The 14,956-nt window shown below is 64.5% G+C and carries 17 protein-coding genes and 1 pseudogene; 7 read left to right on the top strand and 11 right to left on the bottom strand.

The features are described from left to right. Positions 1-73: 73 nt before the first annotated feature. The 3 genes from XH89_RS34960 to XH89_RS34950 all read right to left on the bottom strand — a co-directional run bounded on the left by XH89_RS34960 (position 74) and on the right by XH89_RS34950 (position 3,658). Positions 74-2,227, bottom strand: a complete 2,154-nt coding sequence (locus XH89_RS34960) for a methyl-accepting chemotaxis protein (protein ID WP_194464817.1) — start codon at positions 2,225-2,227, stop codon at positions 74-76. Positions 2,228-2,389: 162 nt separating this feature from the next. Beyond that, positions 2,390-3,115 (bottom strand): outer membrane protein, encoded by a 726-nt coding sequence (locus XH89_RS34955; RefSeq protein ID WP_194464816.1) that lies wholly within the window; start codon positions 3,113-3,115, stop codon positions 2,390-2,392. 222 nt (positions 3,116-3,337) lie between these two features. Further along, positions 3,338-3,658, bottom strand: coding sequence for a hypothetical protein (locus XH89_RS34950; protein WP_194464814.1), 321 nt, complete (start codon positions 3,656-3,658; stop codon positions 3,338-3,340). 122 nt (positions 3,659-3,780) lie between these two features. Here XH89_RS34950 and XH89_RS34945 point away from each other — a divergent pair, with 122 nt between their 5' ends. After that, entirely contained in the window at positions 3,781-4,128 is a 348-nt protein-coding gene (locus tag XH89_RS34945) for a hypothetical protein (protein ID WP_194464813.1), read from the top strand. A gap of 123 nt (positions 4,129-4,251) precedes the next feature. Next, a complete protein-coding gene (locus tag XH89_RS34940) occupies positions 4,252-4,545 on the top strand; it encodes a hypothetical protein (RefSeq protein ID WP_194464812.1) in 294 nt (97 codons plus the stop codon). Between the two features lie 81 nt (positions 4,546-4,626). Here XH89_RS34940 and XH89_RS34935 read toward each other — a convergent pair whose 3' ends face one another. Together XH89_RS34935 and XH89_RS34930 are read right to left on the bottom strand one after the other, a co-directional pair. Then, complete coding sequence (locus tag XH89_RS34935; protein WP_194464811.1) at positions 4,627-4,836, bottom strand: hypothetical protein; 210 nt, start codon at positions 4,834-4,836, stop codon at positions 4,627-4,629. Then, entirely contained in the window at positions 4,833-5,030 is a 198-nt protein-coding gene (locus XH89_RS34930) for a hypothetical protein (RefSeq protein WP_210345284.1), read from the bottom strand. Before XH89_RS34930 ends, XH89_RS34935 begins: the two co-directional genes overlap by 4 nt. Positions 5,031-5,302: 272 nt before the next feature. Between XH89_RS34930 and XH89_RS41460 the strand changes: the two genes are divergently transcribed. Then, positions 5,303-5,566: a hypothetical protein gene (locus tag XH89_RS41460; RefSeq protein WP_246767697.1), complete on the top strand. Its 264-nt coding sequence runs from the start codon at positions 5,303-5,305 to the stop codon at positions 5,564-5,566. Positions 5,567-5,589: 23 nt separating this feature from the next. Here XH89_RS41460 and XH89_RS34925 read toward each other — a convergent pair whose 3' ends face one another. The 4 genes from XH89_RS34925 to XH89_RS34910 form a co-directional block, all read right to left on the bottom strand. Further along, positions 5,590-7,209, bottom strand: coding sequence for an ABC transporter ATP-binding protein (locus XH89_RS34925; protein ID WP_194464809.1), 1,620 nt, complete (start codon positions 7,207-7,209; stop codon positions 5,590-5,592). Positions 7,210-7,211: 2 nt separating this feature from the next. Then, positions 7,212-8,051 carry an ABC transporter permease gene (locus XH89_RS34920; protein ID WP_194464808.1) on the bottom strand — a complete coding sequence of 280 codons (840 nt, stop codon included), beginning with the start codon at positions 8,049-8,051 and terminating at the stop codon, positions 7,212-7,214. Beyond that, positions 8,048-9,019 carry an ABC transporter permease gene (locus XH89_RS34915; protein WP_194464807.1) on the bottom strand — a complete coding sequence of 324 codons (972 nt, stop codon included), beginning with the start codon at positions 9,017-9,019 and terminating at the stop codon, positions 8,048-8,050. The genes XH89_RS34920 and XH89_RS34915 overlap by 4 nt, the downstream gene beginning before the upstream one ends. A gap of 185 nt (positions 9,020-9,204) precedes the next feature. Next, positions 9,205-10,755, bottom strand: a complete 1,551-nt coding sequence (locus tag XH89_RS34910; RefSeq protein ID WP_194464806.1) for an ABC transporter substrate-binding protein — start codon at positions 10,753-10,755, stop codon at positions 9,205-9,207. A 217-nt stretch (positions 10,756-10,972) separates the two neighbouring features. On the opposite strand from XH89_RS34910, the gene XH89_RS34905 reads away from it, so the two are divergent. From XH89_RS34905 to XH89_RS34895, 3 genes are all read left to right on the top strand, one after another. Next, positions 10,973-11,611, top strand: coding sequence for a TetR/AcrR family transcriptional regulator (locus XH89_RS34905; protein ID WP_194464805.1), 639 nt, complete (start codon positions 10,973-10,975; stop codon positions 11,609-11,611). A 279-nt stretch (positions 11,612-11,890) separates the two neighbouring features. Beyond that, a complete protein-coding gene (locus tag XH89_RS34900) occupies positions 11,891-12,553 on the top strand; it encodes a DUF3313 domain-containing protein (RefSeq protein WP_194464804.1) in 663 nt (220 codons plus the stop codon). 32 nt (positions 12,554-12,585) lie between these two features. Then, positions 12,586-13,155, top strand: a complete 570-nt coding sequence (locus XH89_RS34895; protein ID WP_194464803.1) for a DUF2147 domain-containing protein — start codon at positions 12,586-12,588, stop codon at positions 13,153-13,155. 3 nt (positions 13,156-13,158) lie between these two features. Here XH89_RS34895 and XH89_RS34890 read toward each other — a convergent pair whose 3' ends face one another. Next, a complete protein-coding gene (locus XH89_RS34890; protein WP_194464802.1) occupies positions 13,159-13,476 on the bottom strand; it encodes a hypothetical protein in 318 nt (105 codons plus the stop codon). A gap of 162 nt (positions 13,477-13,638) precedes the next feature. Between XH89_RS34890 and irr the strand changes: the two genes are divergently transcribed. Further along, positions 13,639-14,109 carry a Fur family transcriptional regulator Irr gene (gene irr / locus XH89_RS34885; protein ID WP_301267470.1) on the top strand — a complete coding sequence of 157 codons (471 nt, stop codon included), beginning with the start codon at positions 13,639-13,641 and terminating at the stop codon, positions 14,107-14,109. 54 nt (positions 14,110-14,163) lie between these two features. Here irr and XH89_RS34880 read toward each other — a convergent pair. Continuing rightward, positions 14,164-14,928, bottom strand: a pseudogene (locus XH89_RS34880) (winged helix-turn-helix domain-containing protein); the annotation flags it as partial. Between the last annotated feature and the right edge of the window lie 28 nt (positions 14,929-14,956).

Here is a 14,956-nt window from a genome sequence, read left to right as displayed (position 1 = left end):
GTCACCGCATAGCGGTCATTCCGGGCGGTTTTCCGCAGCCCGGATTACTCGATCCGGGCTGCGCGACGGCGGCTTACGCCGCCCGCATGTTGTTGAGGAACGCGTCGATCTCTCCGCGCAGCATGTCGGCTTCGCGGCGGAGCGCGTCCGAGGCGCTCAGCACTTCGGTCGCCGCCGCGCCGGCCTCGGCGGAGGCCGTGGAGACGCCGACGATGTTGCTGGAGACCTCGCTGGTGCCGCCGGCCGCATGTTGGATGTTGCGGGCGATCTCGCGGGTGGCCGCGCCCTGTTCCTCGACCGCAGCCGCAATGGTCGTGGTGACGTCGTTGATCTCGCCGATGATCCGGCCGATGCCCTGGATGGCGCCGACAGCCGAGGTCGTGACCTGCTGCATGCTGGCGATCTGGGTGCGGATTTCGTCCGTCGCTTTCGCGGTCTGGCTGGCGAGGCTCTTCACCTCGGACGCGACCACCGCAAAGCCGCGGCCGGCTTCGCCAGCCCGCGCCGCCTCGATGGTGGCGTTGAGCGCGAGCAGATTGGTCTGCGAGGCAATGGTCTGGATCAGGTCGACCACGACGCTGATGCGGCTTGCGCTGTCGGCGAGGCTCTGCACCGTGGTGTCGGTGGCGCCGGCCTCATCGACCGCCTTCTTGGCGATCGCAGCCGAGGTGACGACCTGCTTGCTGATCTCCTCGATCGAGGACGACAGCTGCTCGGTGCCCGATGACACGGTCTGCACGTTGACCGAAGTCTCCTCCGCTGCAGAAGCGACCGCGTTCACCAGCGCGTTGGACTGGTCGGCGGTGGTCGACATGCTCTGCGCAGTCGACTGCATCGAATTGGCCGATTGCGCGAGATTGTCAAGCGCGGTGCGGACGGTGCCCTCGAACTCGGCGATCTTTGCTTCCATATGTGCGGCCCGCTCGGCCTTGGCGACACGATCCTTGTCCTGATCGCTCGCGAGCGCCCGGGCTTCGATCATGCTGTCGCGGAACACGGTCAGCGTCTCCTTCATCGCGCCGATCTCGTCGTTCTGGCGGGAGCGGACGATCTCGGTGTCGAGGTCGCCGGCCGAGAGCAGCTGCATGGCGCGCTGAAGCTCGCGGATGCGGCGCAGGATGTTGCGGCCGACATAGAGCCAGACGAACAGCGCCGAGCCGATCAGGGTGAGCCCGCCCAGCGCCAGCATGGCGGTGGTGGCGAGCGAGATTTCCTGGCGCGCCTGGAAGGTCGAGGCGTTGGTCTCCTTCTGCACGCCGTCAACGAGCGCCTGCACGCTGATGCCGAGGCCGACATTGAGCTTGCGCGTCTCGTCCAGGATGGTCTGGCCGTAGTCGATGGCGTCGAGCTCCTTCTGGCGGATCTTGAACACGCCGGTCTTGCCCTCGCCGAAGGCGAACAGCTTCTGCACGGCGCCGCGCACCGCCTGCGTCGAGGGAATGTTCGGCAGGTCCTCGAGGTTGGACTTGACGCGGTCGCGGGTGGTCTTGAATTCCTTTTCGATCGCCTCGAGCGTATCGCTGCTGTTGGCCGAGAGTGCCGCCATCATGTCGGCGGCCATCAGATTGCCATTGGCGGAGACGGTCGAGATCTGCGAGACGGTACGGGCGGCTTCGGTGGCATCGTCTGCGGATACATCGGCTGCGCCGAGGATCGCGTTGAGGCGCGTCTGCGCATCCAGCATGGCCGGCCCGGCGGCGCCGACGAAGGACTGCTGGGCCTTGCGCAATGCTTCATACTGCTTGTCGTGCAGCGCGCCGGTGTCGAGCCGTTCGCGTGCCGCCGACACCAGGCTCTGCGTGGCCTCGTCGATGCTCTTGGCGGTGTCGCGGAGCGCGTTCGCGGTCTGCGGGTCGGCGCCGAGCTCGATGATCTCGCCGAGCTTGCCCATCGCGAGCTGCTGGATCTCCTTCACGTTCTTGGTGCGCTCGTTCAGCGCATCATCACTGGGCGATGCGAGCAGGCCCGGGCCTTGTGCCGCGAGCGTTGCGCTTTGCGAGGCGAGCTGCAGGCTGGCGGAGAGGCGCGGGATGTCGCGGCCGCTCAAATCCATCATGGTCGAGCCGAGATGTTTGAACACGAAGCCGGCACCGGCTGCGATCACGAGGCCCATGCCTGCGATCACGGCGAACGCCGCGATCAGGCTGCCACGCAGGCCCCATCTCGGCCTTTTGAAACGAGGCTTGAAACGGCCAAGGACACGGCCAACGCCCAGACGGATCGCCATCGAAATTCCCCCACCCTTAATCTTGTTTTCGCTGCGGAGTATCCTTGGTGCGGGTTAAAAAATCGCAAGTTGCACAAATGGTTGGCAGTTCCGCAGGGCGAAAAATAAAAGGGCCGGCATCACTGCCGGCCCCCGGATAGCGACGAAAGTCTATTGGCGCGATCAGTAGCGCGCGACGACCGGGCTGGCCCAGTTGAAGCGATAGTTGACGCCCGCCTTGAACGTGTGATCGTCGGTGGTGAAGTTGCCGGTGCCGACCAGCGGACCTGCGGTGAAGTGCGCGTCGCCGAAATTGTAGTACTGGTACTCGGCCTTGGCCGACCAGCTCGGCGCGAACATGTATTCGAGGCCGGCGCCGACGGTGTAGCCGTTGCGGTGATCGCCATCGATGATGAAGGCGGCCGGCACGCCGCCGACGGTGACCTTCTCGTTGTTATCAGAATAGGCGTAGCCGCCCTTCACGTAGACGAGGCCCGGGCCCCAGGTGTAGCCGACGCGACCGGTGATCGAGCCGAGGCCGCGCTGGTCGTTGGTGTAGGCTACGTTACCCGGGAACACCGCGCCGACACTGCCGGAGAGCCAGGAATACTGGGCTTCGGCGCCGACCACGAAGCTTGGATTGAGCTGCCAGTCCATGCCGGCCTGCAAGCCGCCGAGGAAGCGGCCGTTGCCGTTGTTGCCGGTGGAGAGGCCGTTGAAATTGTTGTCGCTCGAGAACGCACCGCCGATATGGCCGCCGATGTAGAAACCGGTCCAGTTGTAGATCGGCGCGACATAGGCCGGCGCAGCCTTGCTGTAATAGGGGCGGGCGCCCAGATCGGCACCGATCGCCGGCGCGGCCGCACCCATCACGAGCAGCGCAACGGTCGCAAACAGAATCTTCTTCATCGTCCAAACTCCAGCACTAAGGTCCCCGGCAGGCGCGCTGTCCGCGCCGCGTTGGTTTTGCAGATAGCTCGCTTTTGACGAAAATGCTGTCACATGCATGGCACAACGGTGCCCAACCTAACTTATTGGGCTGCAATTGATTTTTGTGCTTAATGGCGGCTTAAGAAGTGCTGAAGGAAGACTTAATTCGAGCGCTTCGCGGTAACTTCCGCACGCATCTCGTTAACCAAGCCGCCGCCGCACCTCGTCACGCATCTGCGCGCGAAAGGCCGCGCGCTTTGCGGGCCGGTCTTCCTCGCGCACGTCGTGGCGATCGAAGATGTCGAACTTCTCCAGGATCGGGTAGCGTTCGCTGGCCATCGCCAGCACGCGCAGCAGTTTGGTTGCGGCGAGCGTCGGCCCACGCACCTCCCAGCGCCGGATGGTGTCGGCACCGCCGTTCTCCGGCAATCCGCACAGCTTCGCCATGTCGGCCGCGGTGAGCTTCCGCTCGATGGCGTCGGAGAGATCGTCGCGGAGTTGCTTCAGTTCCGGGCCTGTCATGTCACCTCAATACGCGATGTCGTCGCAGGACATGCAGTAGCGCTGATTCGGGCCCATCCGAAGGCAGGCATGATCGTGGTAATGTCTCCGCGCCGGTCGAGTGTCAGCGAGGGGAAAAATTCATGCCCGTGTTCAAGCTGCCCCTGTCGGGGGACGTCGTGCAGTCCATCAACCCGATCACCTCATTCTTCAGCCCGACCGGCGGCCAGTTCGGCCTCGTCAACATCACCCTTGGGCAATCCTCGGCACCCGACGTCGAGAAGGACGTGCTGTCGGATGTCGCCAGTTACGGCAAGCAGATCGGCCAGGTCGCGGATGCGTTGCTCGTGGTGATCGAGCATCTGGAGGCGCTCGGCGACGGCGTGCTTCGAGACGACAAGGCGGTCGCAGCCTTCAAGGAGCTGATGAAGTCGGTTGCGACCGTGAAGGAGCGCCACGGCCGCCCGGCGTGGCGACCGAAACGGCCCTGATCGCGCGGCGTCACGGTGCTCTAGGACATGTCCGCACACGGAGTCCTGAACGAGGACCTATGGGAATTCTCCGGCGAATGAACACATGGTTCGACGGGCCCGCCGCAAACAAAGGAATTAGCCATGACAACGACCAGGCTCATCATTGCCGCGCTCGTCGCGACCGGATTGGTGGTGGCGCCCTTTGCGGCTGAAGCCAAGGGGCACAGGTCGAGCCGGTACCACAGCACGCGCGTGCCGGCTCCGACCTATGGAAGTCCCATGACGACGGCAACGCCGCCCCGGACGTATTACGGGACGTCCGGACAATCGGTCGGCACAGTCACGGCGCCATCGATCGGAACATACAATTGGCCGTCGGTCGGCGTCACCAACACCGTCCCGACCTGGAGCAACACCAACCCACCGGTCAGGTAGCGCGTGACCGCGCTGCGCCTCGGCCTTCCGCCCTGCCGATCGGGAATGCGGGGCGGGTCGTCATCACATGCGCGAACAGCCCTAGGCGCCTCTTCCGCCCTGTTGGCCGATCACGCAGCGCCATCCCGCCAGCCGTTCGGCCGGGTGTTGGTTCATCCATTCGGCGAGCTGCGGCGCGCCCATCATGCATGACTGCACCGAGACCTCGGCGAAGTCCGAGGAGGTGACGAGTTGCTCATGGCAGCTTCCCGGCGAGGCAAGGCTACAGAGCACAGCGATGATCTTGATCACGCGAGGTTGCCCCTGTCGCTTTGGCGCGCATTGGCTCCGCTCGCCGGCTCGCCGGCCGGATCCGCCGGCGGGAAGATGCTGTCGTAGATCGCGCGCGCCTCCTGGATGAGGCGAAGACGCTCACGCTCGGATTTCGAGACAAACTGAATAACCTGGCCCATGTCGGCCTCCAAATAGATCGGCAAACCCGTCATCACATGATGACAATCATTCTATCCAGATGTAGGCCGCCGACTTTCGCGTTCCAGCTGGGCAGGCAGTCACGAAGGATAAAATGCCCGTGACGACTCCGTTCCTGCGACGGAACAGAATACCTCTGCATTGTGATGCAGCTTGAGCCGCGCGACATGATCGCGTTGCGGCACATTTTTGCGCATCTCGCGTTGTCAGATCGTTCAATGCACGAGCGGTTCGGACTCGGTGATCGGCGCGACGCGCCTGAGGAACTCGTTCGAAAGGATCAGCCATGACAAGAACGGGACGCTCCATTGCCGCCCTTGTCGCTCTCGGATTGGCGGCAGCGCCATTCGCCGCAAGCGCCCAAACATCAGGGACCGGCGCCAAGAGCAGCACGCGCCCCGGCGTGCCGGCTCAACAGGGCACGTATGGAAGTCCCGGACAGACCGTCGGAATGGTCACTGCGCCGTCGATCGGAACGTCCAACCAGCCCTCCGTCGGCGTGACCAATTCAGTCCCCACCTGGAAAAACACCAATCCGCCAGCCAAGTAGATGTAGCATCGCGAGCGGCCGGCTCACGCCGCCGGCGCGCGCTCCTCTTGTCCCGGTACCGCCGCAAGCAGCTCGCGCGTGTACGGATGCTCGGGAGAGGCAAAGAGCTCCGCCGTCGGTTTCAGCTCGACGATGACGCCGCGCTGCATCACTGCGATGCGATCGCAGATTTGCGCGGCCACGCGCAGATCGTGGGTGATGAACAACATCGACAGCCCAAGGCGCGCCTTGAGGTCTTCGAGCAGCTTGAGCACCTGCGCCTGCACCGAGACGTCGAGCGCCGAGACGGCCTCGTCTGCGACGATGATCTCGGGTTCGAGCGCGAGTGCGCGGGCGATGCCGATGCGCTGGCGCTGGCCGCCGGAGAACTCGTGCGGATAGCGCTCGAGCGCGCCGGCATCCAGGCCGACCATCTTGAGGAGATCGCGGGCGCGGTCGAACGCGACCCTGGCATCGGTTCCGGCCGCGATCGGGCCGTCGGCAATGATGTGGCCGATCTTGCGGCGCGGATTGAGCGAGGCGAACGGATCCTGAAAGATCATCTGGATGCGATGGCGCTCGGAGCGCAGCGCCTTGCCCGAAAGCTGGGTGAGATCGGTGTCGCCGATCCGCACCGTGCCTCGGTCGGCCTCGATCAGCCGCATCACCAGCCGCGCCACCGATGATTTGCCGGAGCCGGATTCGCCGACCAGGCCAAGCGTCTCGCCCTTGAGAATGTTGAAATTGACCGCGCGCGCGGCATCGACGCGGCGGTCCTCACGAAACCAGCCGCCGGAGGTGACGTAGGTCTTGTCCAGCCCGATCACCTCGACCGCCTTGGCTTGTCCGTCGAGTGGTGCGCGCGCCGGAGGATGCATCGAGGGCACGGCAGCAAGCAGCGCCTTGGTGTAATCGTGCTGCGGCTCGTTGAACACGGTCGCGGCAGGGCCTTCCTCCACGACCTTGCCATGCCTGAGCACCACGACCTGGTCGGCGATGTCGGCGACGACGCCGAAATCATGGGTGATGAACATCACCGCCATGTTGCGGTTGCGCTGGAGGTTGCGGATCAGCTTCAGGATCTGCGCCTGCGTGGTGACGTCGAGCGCGGTGGTCGGCTCGTCCGCGACCAGCACCGCCGGCTCGAGCGCGAGCGCCATCGCGATCATGGCGCGCTGGCGCTGGCCGCCGGAGAGCTGGTGCGGATAGGCGCGCACGATGCGTTCGGGGTCGGGCAGGCCGACTTCGCGCGCCAGCGACAGCGCCTTCGCGCGCCGCTCCTTCGGCGTCAGCAGGCCATGGGCCTCGAACATCTCCGCCATCTGGTCACCGATCCGCATCAACGGATTGAGCGCGGTCATCGGTTCCTGGAAGATCATCGCGAGCCGGCGGCCGCGCAGGTCGCGCCAGCCGTCATCGTCGAGCTTGAGCAGGTCCCGGCCCTCGAACTGGATCTCGCCGGAGGTGACGGAGACGGTGTCCGGCAGCAATCCCATCAGCGCGTGCGCGCACATCGACTTGCCGGAGCCGGATTCGCCGACGACGCAGACGATCTTGCCGGGACGCAAATCGAGGGAGACGCCGTCGACCGCGAAGGGCCGTTCGGCGCCCTTGGGCAGCGCGATCTTGAGATTCCTGATCGAGACGGCGGGCGGGGCGGTCATGATCAGCGGCCCTCCCGCGACAGTCGCGGATTCAGCGCGTCGTTGAGGCCTTCGCCGATCAGGTTCAATCCGAGCACCGAGATCAGGATGGCAACGCCGGGAAACACGGTGATCCACCAAGCCTGGCGGATCACGGTGCGGCCGGCGCCGACCATGTAGCCCCAGGAGATCAGGTTGGGATCGCCGAGGCCGAGGAACGACAGCGAGGATTCCAAGAGGATCGCGGTTGCGACCATCAGCGAAGCCAGCACGATCACCGGCGACAGCGCGTTGGGCAGGATCTCGCGCAGGATGATCCAGCTGTTGCTCTGGCCGGTGACGACGGCGGCCTGGACATATTCGCGCGTGCGTAGCGACAGCACCTCGCCGCGGACGAGGCGGGCGACCGGCGGCCAGCTCACCACCGCGATCGAGGCCACGATCGAATAGATCGAGGGCTGCAGGATCGCGACCAGCACGATCGCGAGCGCAAAGCTCGGAATGGTCTGGAAGAACTCGGTGAAGCGCATCAGCGCGTCGTCGACCTTGCCGCCGAAATAGCCGGCCATGGCGCCGATGGGGACGCCGACGACCAGCGCAACCAGCGTCGAGACGAGGCCAACGAGCAGTGAGACGCGTGCGCCGAAGATCATGCCGGCGAACACGTCGCGGCCGAGCGCATCGGTGCCGAGCGGCACGGTCGAAAGCGTGAAGGGCGGCAGGAACGGCCGCTGCACCATGCGCCAGGGCGAATTCGGGAACAGCAACGGCCCGAACACCGCGACCGAGATCGCGAGCAGCAGGATGATCAGTCCGATCACGCCGCTCGGGCTTCTGAGCATCGATTTCCAGAATTGTTTCATGCGGCGAATTCGATGCGTGGGTCGACCAGGCGATAGACGAGGTCGGTGATGAGATTGAAGATCAGCACCATGACGGAGCAGGTCACGAAGACGCCGAGCAGCAGATTGTAGTCGCGCTGCAAGAGCGCGTCGTACATCAGCCGTCCGATGCCGGGCCAGGCGAATACGGTCTCGGTGATGACGGCGCCCCCGATCAGCGTGCCGGCATGCACGCCGGCGAGCGTCACCACGGGCAGCAGCGCGTTGCGCAGGACGTGGCGGCGCTGAATGACGGAATCAGAGAGGCCCTTGGCGCGCGCGGTCTTGACGAAATCGAGCCGCTTCACCTCCAGCATCGAGGCGCGCGTCATGCGCGTGTAGGTCGCCATGAAGAACAGGCCGAGCGTCATCGCCGGCATGATCAGATGCTTGGCGACGTCGATCACGTGGGCAAAGCCCTTAAGATTGGCGCCGACCGTCTCGTAGCCAAAGCTCGGCAGCCAGTCGACGGTGACCGAGAACAGCAGGATGCCCATCAGCGCCACCCAGAAGATCGGCATGGCGTAGAAGATCAGCGCGAAGATCGTGATGCCGGTGTCGAGGAAAGTGCCGGCGAAGCGGGCGGCGAAGGTGCCGAACAGAACACCGAGCGTGAGCGAGATCGCGAATGCGGTGAGCGTCAACAACAGCGTCGCCGGCAAGCGCTCCGCGATCAGCTTCGCCACCGGCGCCTGCTGGCGGAAGGAGAAGCCGAGGTCGAGGGTCGCGATGCCCTTGACGTAGATGAAGAGCTGCTCCGGCACCGGCTTGTCGAGGCCGAATTTTTCGCGCAGTTGCTGCACGAAGACCTGGTCGCTGGCGCCGGCCTCGCCCGCCATCACCATCGCAGGGTCGCCCGGCGCCAGCCGGATCAGGAAGAAATTGAGGACGACGATCGCGAGCAGGACGATCACGCCTTTCACGACACGCTGAGCGACGAAGGAGAGCATTTAGTTTCGCAAGCTAGTTGATTGAAGCGGTCGTGCCGCACGCCACACCTCTCCCCAACGGGGAGAGGTCGCGCCGAAGGCGCGGGTGAGGGGGATCAGGTTCCACGAGAGAGCGTAAACCCTCACCCGGATCGCATCTTGCGATGCGATCCGACCTCTCCCTCCGGGAGAGGTGGGCAGCGCGCTCACTTGTCGAGCCATGCGTCCTTGAAGCCGTCATTGACCCCGATCCCCGTGGTGATCAGGTTCTTGACCTTGCAGCGCGTGATGGTCGGGAATTGCAGCTCCAGCAGCCAGGCCACCGGCACCTCCTCGACCAGGAGTTTCTGCGCCTTGTCGTAGATCTCCTTGCGCTTGGAGTCGGGGGTCGCGACCGCGCCCTCGGCAAACAGCTTGTCGATCTCGGCGTTGCTGTAGCCTTCGACATTGTTGAACACCTGCCCCTTGGCGATGTTGCTGGAGACGTAGTTGCGTCCGACCCCGAGCGCGGGGTCGCCGTACTGGTAGAGGTAGGTGAAGGCGATGTCGTAGTCCCAATCGCCGATTTTCTGGTTGCCGCCGGCGACGTCTGTCGAGATCGTCTCGATGTTCATGCCGACGTCCGTGAGGTTCTGCTTCACGGCTTCACCCCAGCGCTGCCAGGTCTCGCCATAGGCGAGCGGCAACAGGCGGATCTTCTCGCCCTTGTAGCCGGCTTCCTTCAGCAGGGCTTTGGCCTTGGCCGGATCGTACGGATATTTCGGCACGTCGTCGGTGTAGAACTTGATGGTCGAGGCGGACGGGCCGGTTGCGACCTTGCCGAGCCCGTTCCAGATCACGTCCTTGGCGAAATCGCGGTCGATCGCGTACATGATGGCCTGCCGCACCCGCTTGTCCGCGAGCGGGCCCTGGCGGTTGTTCAGCCACAGCCAGGCCAGCGGCGAGAAGAACTCCCAGCCGGCGCCGGTCACGCAAGTGTCCTTCAGCTTGGACAGCCGAGGCACGTCGAAATTCTCGACCGAACCGCCGGGCAGCACGTCGACCTTGCCGGTCTCATAGGCCACCGAGCGCGCGGCGGCGTCGGGGATGATCTGCCAGTAGATCTCGTCGATATAGGGCTTGCCCTTCTCGTAATAGTTCGGGTTCTTGACGAGGCGAATGAACGAGCCCTTCTGCCATTCCTTGAACATGAAGGGGCCGGTGCCCACGGGCGCGTTGTTGTAGGGATTGGTCTTCCAGTCGGTGCCCTCGTAGAGATGCTTCGGCACGATCGGCATTGAGCCGACCTCGAAAATGCCGAGGAACGGACCGAACGGCTGCTTCAGCGTGAACACGATTGTGTAGTCGTCGGGCGCCTCGATCTTCTCGACCTGAACGAGGTTGGCGCGGGCGCGCGCATGCGTCTGCTTCAGCATCTCGATCGAAAACAGCACGTCGGCCGAGGTGAAGGGCTTGCCGTCATGCCAGGTGACGCCCTTCCTGAGCTTGAAGGTGTAGGTCTTGGCGTCCTCGCTGATGCTCCAGCTCTCGGCAAGCTCCGGGAGCGGCTCGAGCTTGGGGCTGTAGCGCAGCAATCCCTCGAAAATGTTGCCCGACACCATCTGGGTCGGACCGTTCTGGATCATCGCAAGCATCAGGCCGGGCGGCTCGGGCTGGATCACCGCGTTGATCACGCCTCCCGTCTTCGGCTCTTGCGCCAGCGCCGAGGCGGTGAGGCCGCAAGCGAGGAGGAGACCGAGCAACACTCGTTTCGACATGTCGTATCTTTCTCAAGCGCGACCGACCGCAAACGCTTCGCGACGTCCTCTCGCGCAAAGCGACGGCCAGCCCATCCCAGTCCCCATCCGGGGGCGAGGCTCACACGGTCTCGTTCCGCGCCGCAAGATGAAAGTCTCGACAGTATCAGCACAAAAAATGTACAGCGCGTCCTGTTTTCACTTGATTCATTGTCCTGTCACGGAGAGAAGTCGGCTCATGGACAATGCCACACGCTCCGAACGGTCCCGCAATGCTGCGCTCGAGGCAGCCATCGCGATCATTGCACGCGACGGCCCCGGTCGGCTGACACTCGATGCGATCGCGCGCGAGAGCGGTCTGAGCAAGGGCGGCGTGATGCACCAGTTCCGCACCAAGGAAGCGGTGCTGAAGGCGCTGCTCGAGCGGCAGATGTCGCATTTCGAGGAATTCTCGACAGCCTATATGGCGAAGGTGAGCGCGACTTCCGCGAATCCCAATCTGGCAACCCAGCTTGCCACGATCAGGGAAGCGGCGAGCTCGCCCAATTCCGCGGCGCTGGCCCTGGTTGCGGCCATGGTCGAAAATCCCAACCTGATGGCGCTGCCGCGCGAGCTCGAGATGAAGAGAATGGCGGCCATCAAGCAGGAAGCCGCCGACCCTGATCTTGCGATGCTGCGCTGGGCTGGAGCGCTCGGACTGCTGCTCAGCTCGCTGTTCGGCATGTCGCCGCTCAGCAAGGACGAGCACCAGCGACTGTTCGCGCGTCTGCTCGACGATGCGCAATGGACTGGCCTCGAAGAGCCGGTGGCGACGCGGGCCGCCAAATCCGGCGCGGCATCGGCGGCAAAGGCTGCAAGTCCGCGCAGACGCGCCTGATTCATCGTTAACGAAATCCAACTGCACAAAGCTGCGGCTGCGGCCAAATGAGTCAGAGCGCTATTTCGGTACTTTACAAACCAACTAGTCGGTTTTATAAATCCAGACACTGAGACGGCCCGAGGCTTCCGACATGGCCCCGGACGAAGTCACGAGCCGGAATTGGTGAGCGTCGCAGCCGCGTGTGGTCCCGTACGCGGCTGCGGTCCCCATGAACTTTTTGCCAAGAAGGCCTTTGCCGAAACGGGCCTTTCCTGAAAGCCGCTAGAGGAGTTTGCAATGGATCGCTCGATCGCCCTGCGCGGTCTGGGAACGCTGGTGTTTTGCGCAGCCGCGGCCGGCTGCGCCTCGGTCGCGCCCGTGCCCTATTCGGAGATGGCTTCCTCGGCCTATATGGCCCCCGACAAGTCGGATAGTTCCGGCCGCGTGCCCTATCGCTATTCCACGCCGGTCGATTGGCGCGCCTACAACAAGGTGATTCTCGATCCCGTCGTGATCTATCGGGGCAAGGATCATCAGTTCGGCGACATGTCCGACAAGGACAAGGCGACGCTCGCCGCCTACATGCAGAATTGCTTTGCCGATCGGCTGCGCGGCCGCTTCTCCCTGGTGCGCGAGCGCGGGCCGAACACGCTGCGGATCAGGCTGACGCTCACCGGCGCCGTCACCAACACGCCGGTGCTCGGCACGCTCTCCCGCTTCGACATGGCCGGCGCGGTCTACAACGGCGTGCAGGCCGCGCGCGACGGCGAGGGCATGTTGACCGGCTCGGTCATCTACGGCGTCGAGATCTTCGACGCCGCGACCGCGCGCCTGCTCTCGGCCTACGTCACCAAGCAATATCCCGGCGCCTACGACATCAAGGCCAGCGTCGGCGCACTCGCGGCCGCCACCGCCGGCCTCGACAAGGGCGCCGATGCGCTGCTGGCGCAACTGAACTGACGCCGCAATCCTCGCAACGAAAGATGCCGCTGATGAATTTCCTGCTTCGCTTCGTGCTGCGTATTGCCATCACCATCGTGATGATGATGCTTGGCGGTCGCGCCGGCGCCGCCCCGCCCACTGACCCCAGCGGCACCTGGCTGGTCGAGGACGGCCGCGCCCGCGTCAGGCTGGAGCGCTGCGGTTCCGCGCGCGAGCGCATCTGCGGCTTCATCGTCTGGATGAAGGAGCCGGTCGACAAGCGCGGCCAGCCCTATCGCGACAAGGAAAACCCTGATACCGACAAGCGCGCCCGCCCGTTGCTCGGCCACCAGCTTATCATGGGCTTGCAGGCGACGCCCGAGGGCCGCTTCGCCGGCGACATCTACAATGCCGAGGACGGCAAATCCTACTCGGTCTCGCTGTGGCGCGAATCCGCCGATCGGCTCAAGCTCAAGGGCTGCCTGATCAAGTTCCTGTGCCAGACCCAGACCTGGCAGCAGACTCTCGACGTCCAGCCCGGCCAGTTGATCGGCCTCACCGGCGATCTCAACGGTCCCCGTGCCGACAAGGAATGGGCCCAGGTGCCGGCGCCGAAGCCGATGCAGGCCAAAGCCAAATAGTCGTTACGCCGAGGAGGCTTTCAGGGCCCGCTGCAATTCGTCGACCGCGTCGGCGAGCAGCTCGCGATGTGCGATGTCGTCCTTTGGGATCGCGGCAACGCTCGCCGCGAGCTCGCGCAAAATGCCGGCGAGCAAGCCGAAGTTGAGGTGCAAGTGCACGGATTTGCGCTCGTCCTCGGTGCCGGGGCGCTCGAGTATGAGGGCAACGCCGCTGTCGTCGAGCCGTGCCTCGAACCGCGATGAATGCGCGAAGGTGCCGGCGTAGAACTTGTCAGGGTATTCGAGCGCGACTGCCGCCTTGTCGGGAATGGGTTTTGACATACGGCCTCGTCGTATTCTGCCATCTTGGCAGACCGAAGAGCCAGTCGCCTTGCGATAGGTCAGAGGCGGTCGCCGGAAGTTTGATCCGGATCAAGGCGAAACGTACGCATTTGCGATCCGGTCGCCGGACGCGCAACGACACGCGCGCGGAGACGATCGGCATTGGACATTCTCGCGAGCCTTCCTGAAACGGATTTGGACGATCTCGCCGCGCCGGTCGCGGACGAGGCCGGGGCGCGCTGCATGCAATTGCTGAGCGATGCCGGCCTGCGGCCGACGCGGCACCGCCTGGCGCTGGGCAAGATGCTGCTGCTGGGCGATCATCGTCATGTCACCGCCGAAAGCCTGTATGACGAGGCCACGGTCGCCAATCTGCGGCTCTCGCTCGCCACCGTCCACAACACGCTGAACCAGTTCACCGAAGCCGGCCTGCTGCGCCGGATCGCGGCCGACGGCGTCAAATCGTTCTTCGACACCGACACGTCGGTGCATCCGCACTTCTATCTCGAGGGCGAAGACGTGCTGATCGACGTCGCCGGCGGCCTTGCCTTCAGCAAGGTGCCGGACGCGCTTCCTGGCCACGAGATCGCGCGGCTCGACGTCATCGTCCATCTGCGCCGGAAGCGGATGTAGCGACCGCCCCGGTCACGAGCGCCTGCGCGAATCCCCGAAGCCGCGCAGATCCCCGCTCTCGGCGGCATGGATCTGCGGCTCGATCGCCGCGACGATCCGCTCGGTGATCTCGTCCTGCACCGCGAAGACGTCGTTGAGCTCGCGGTCATAGCGCTCGGCCCAGAGATGGCCGCCGGTGGTGGCGTCGTTGAGCTGTGCGGTGATGCGCACGCGGTTGTCCACTTTGCGGACGCTGCCCTCGACGATGTAGCGGACGCCGAGCTCCTCGGCGATCTGCTTGATGTGCACCGCGCGCCCCTTGTAGGTGAAGGACGAGTTGCGGGCGATCACCACGAACCAGCGCTGCTTCGACAGTGCGGTGAGGATGTCCTCGCTGATTCCGTCGCCGAAATAGTCCTGGGCAGGGTCGTCGCTCATGTTCTCGAAGGCGAGCACGGCAATGCCCGGACGATCTGTTGCGGCGCGCGCCGAAACAGGCGCGGTTTCGGCTTGCGCGCGCTTTGCTGCCACTTCTTCCCGGACTTCGCCGACGAAGCGAAAGCCCTTGCGCGGGATCGTCTTGATCAGCCGCTGCGTCGCGCCGTCGTCGCCAAGCGCCTTGCGTGCGGCATTGATCCGGCTGTTCAGCGCGGAATCCGAGACGATGCGGTCGCTCCAGATCCGGCTGATCAGATCGTCCTTGCTGACGACGCGGGTGCGTTCCGCGACGAGGTAAATCAGGATATCGAACACCTGCGGCTGCAGCGGCACGGTCGTCCCGGCGCAGGTCAGTTCGCGCAGGTCGGCGTCGAGCACGTTGTTCTCAAAAAGAAATCGCACGTTTCTGTCGTCTCAAGCAAAAATCAAA

Origin of the sequence: Bradyrhizobium sp. CCBAU 53340, from assembly GCF_015291645.1 — a bacterium.
Lineage (GTDB): Bacteria > Pseudomonadota > Alphaproteobacteria > Rhizobiales > Xanthobacteraceae > Bradyrhizobium.
Note: the sequence above shows the minus strand (reverse complement) of the source record. Positions and strands in the feature narration are given on the sequence as shown.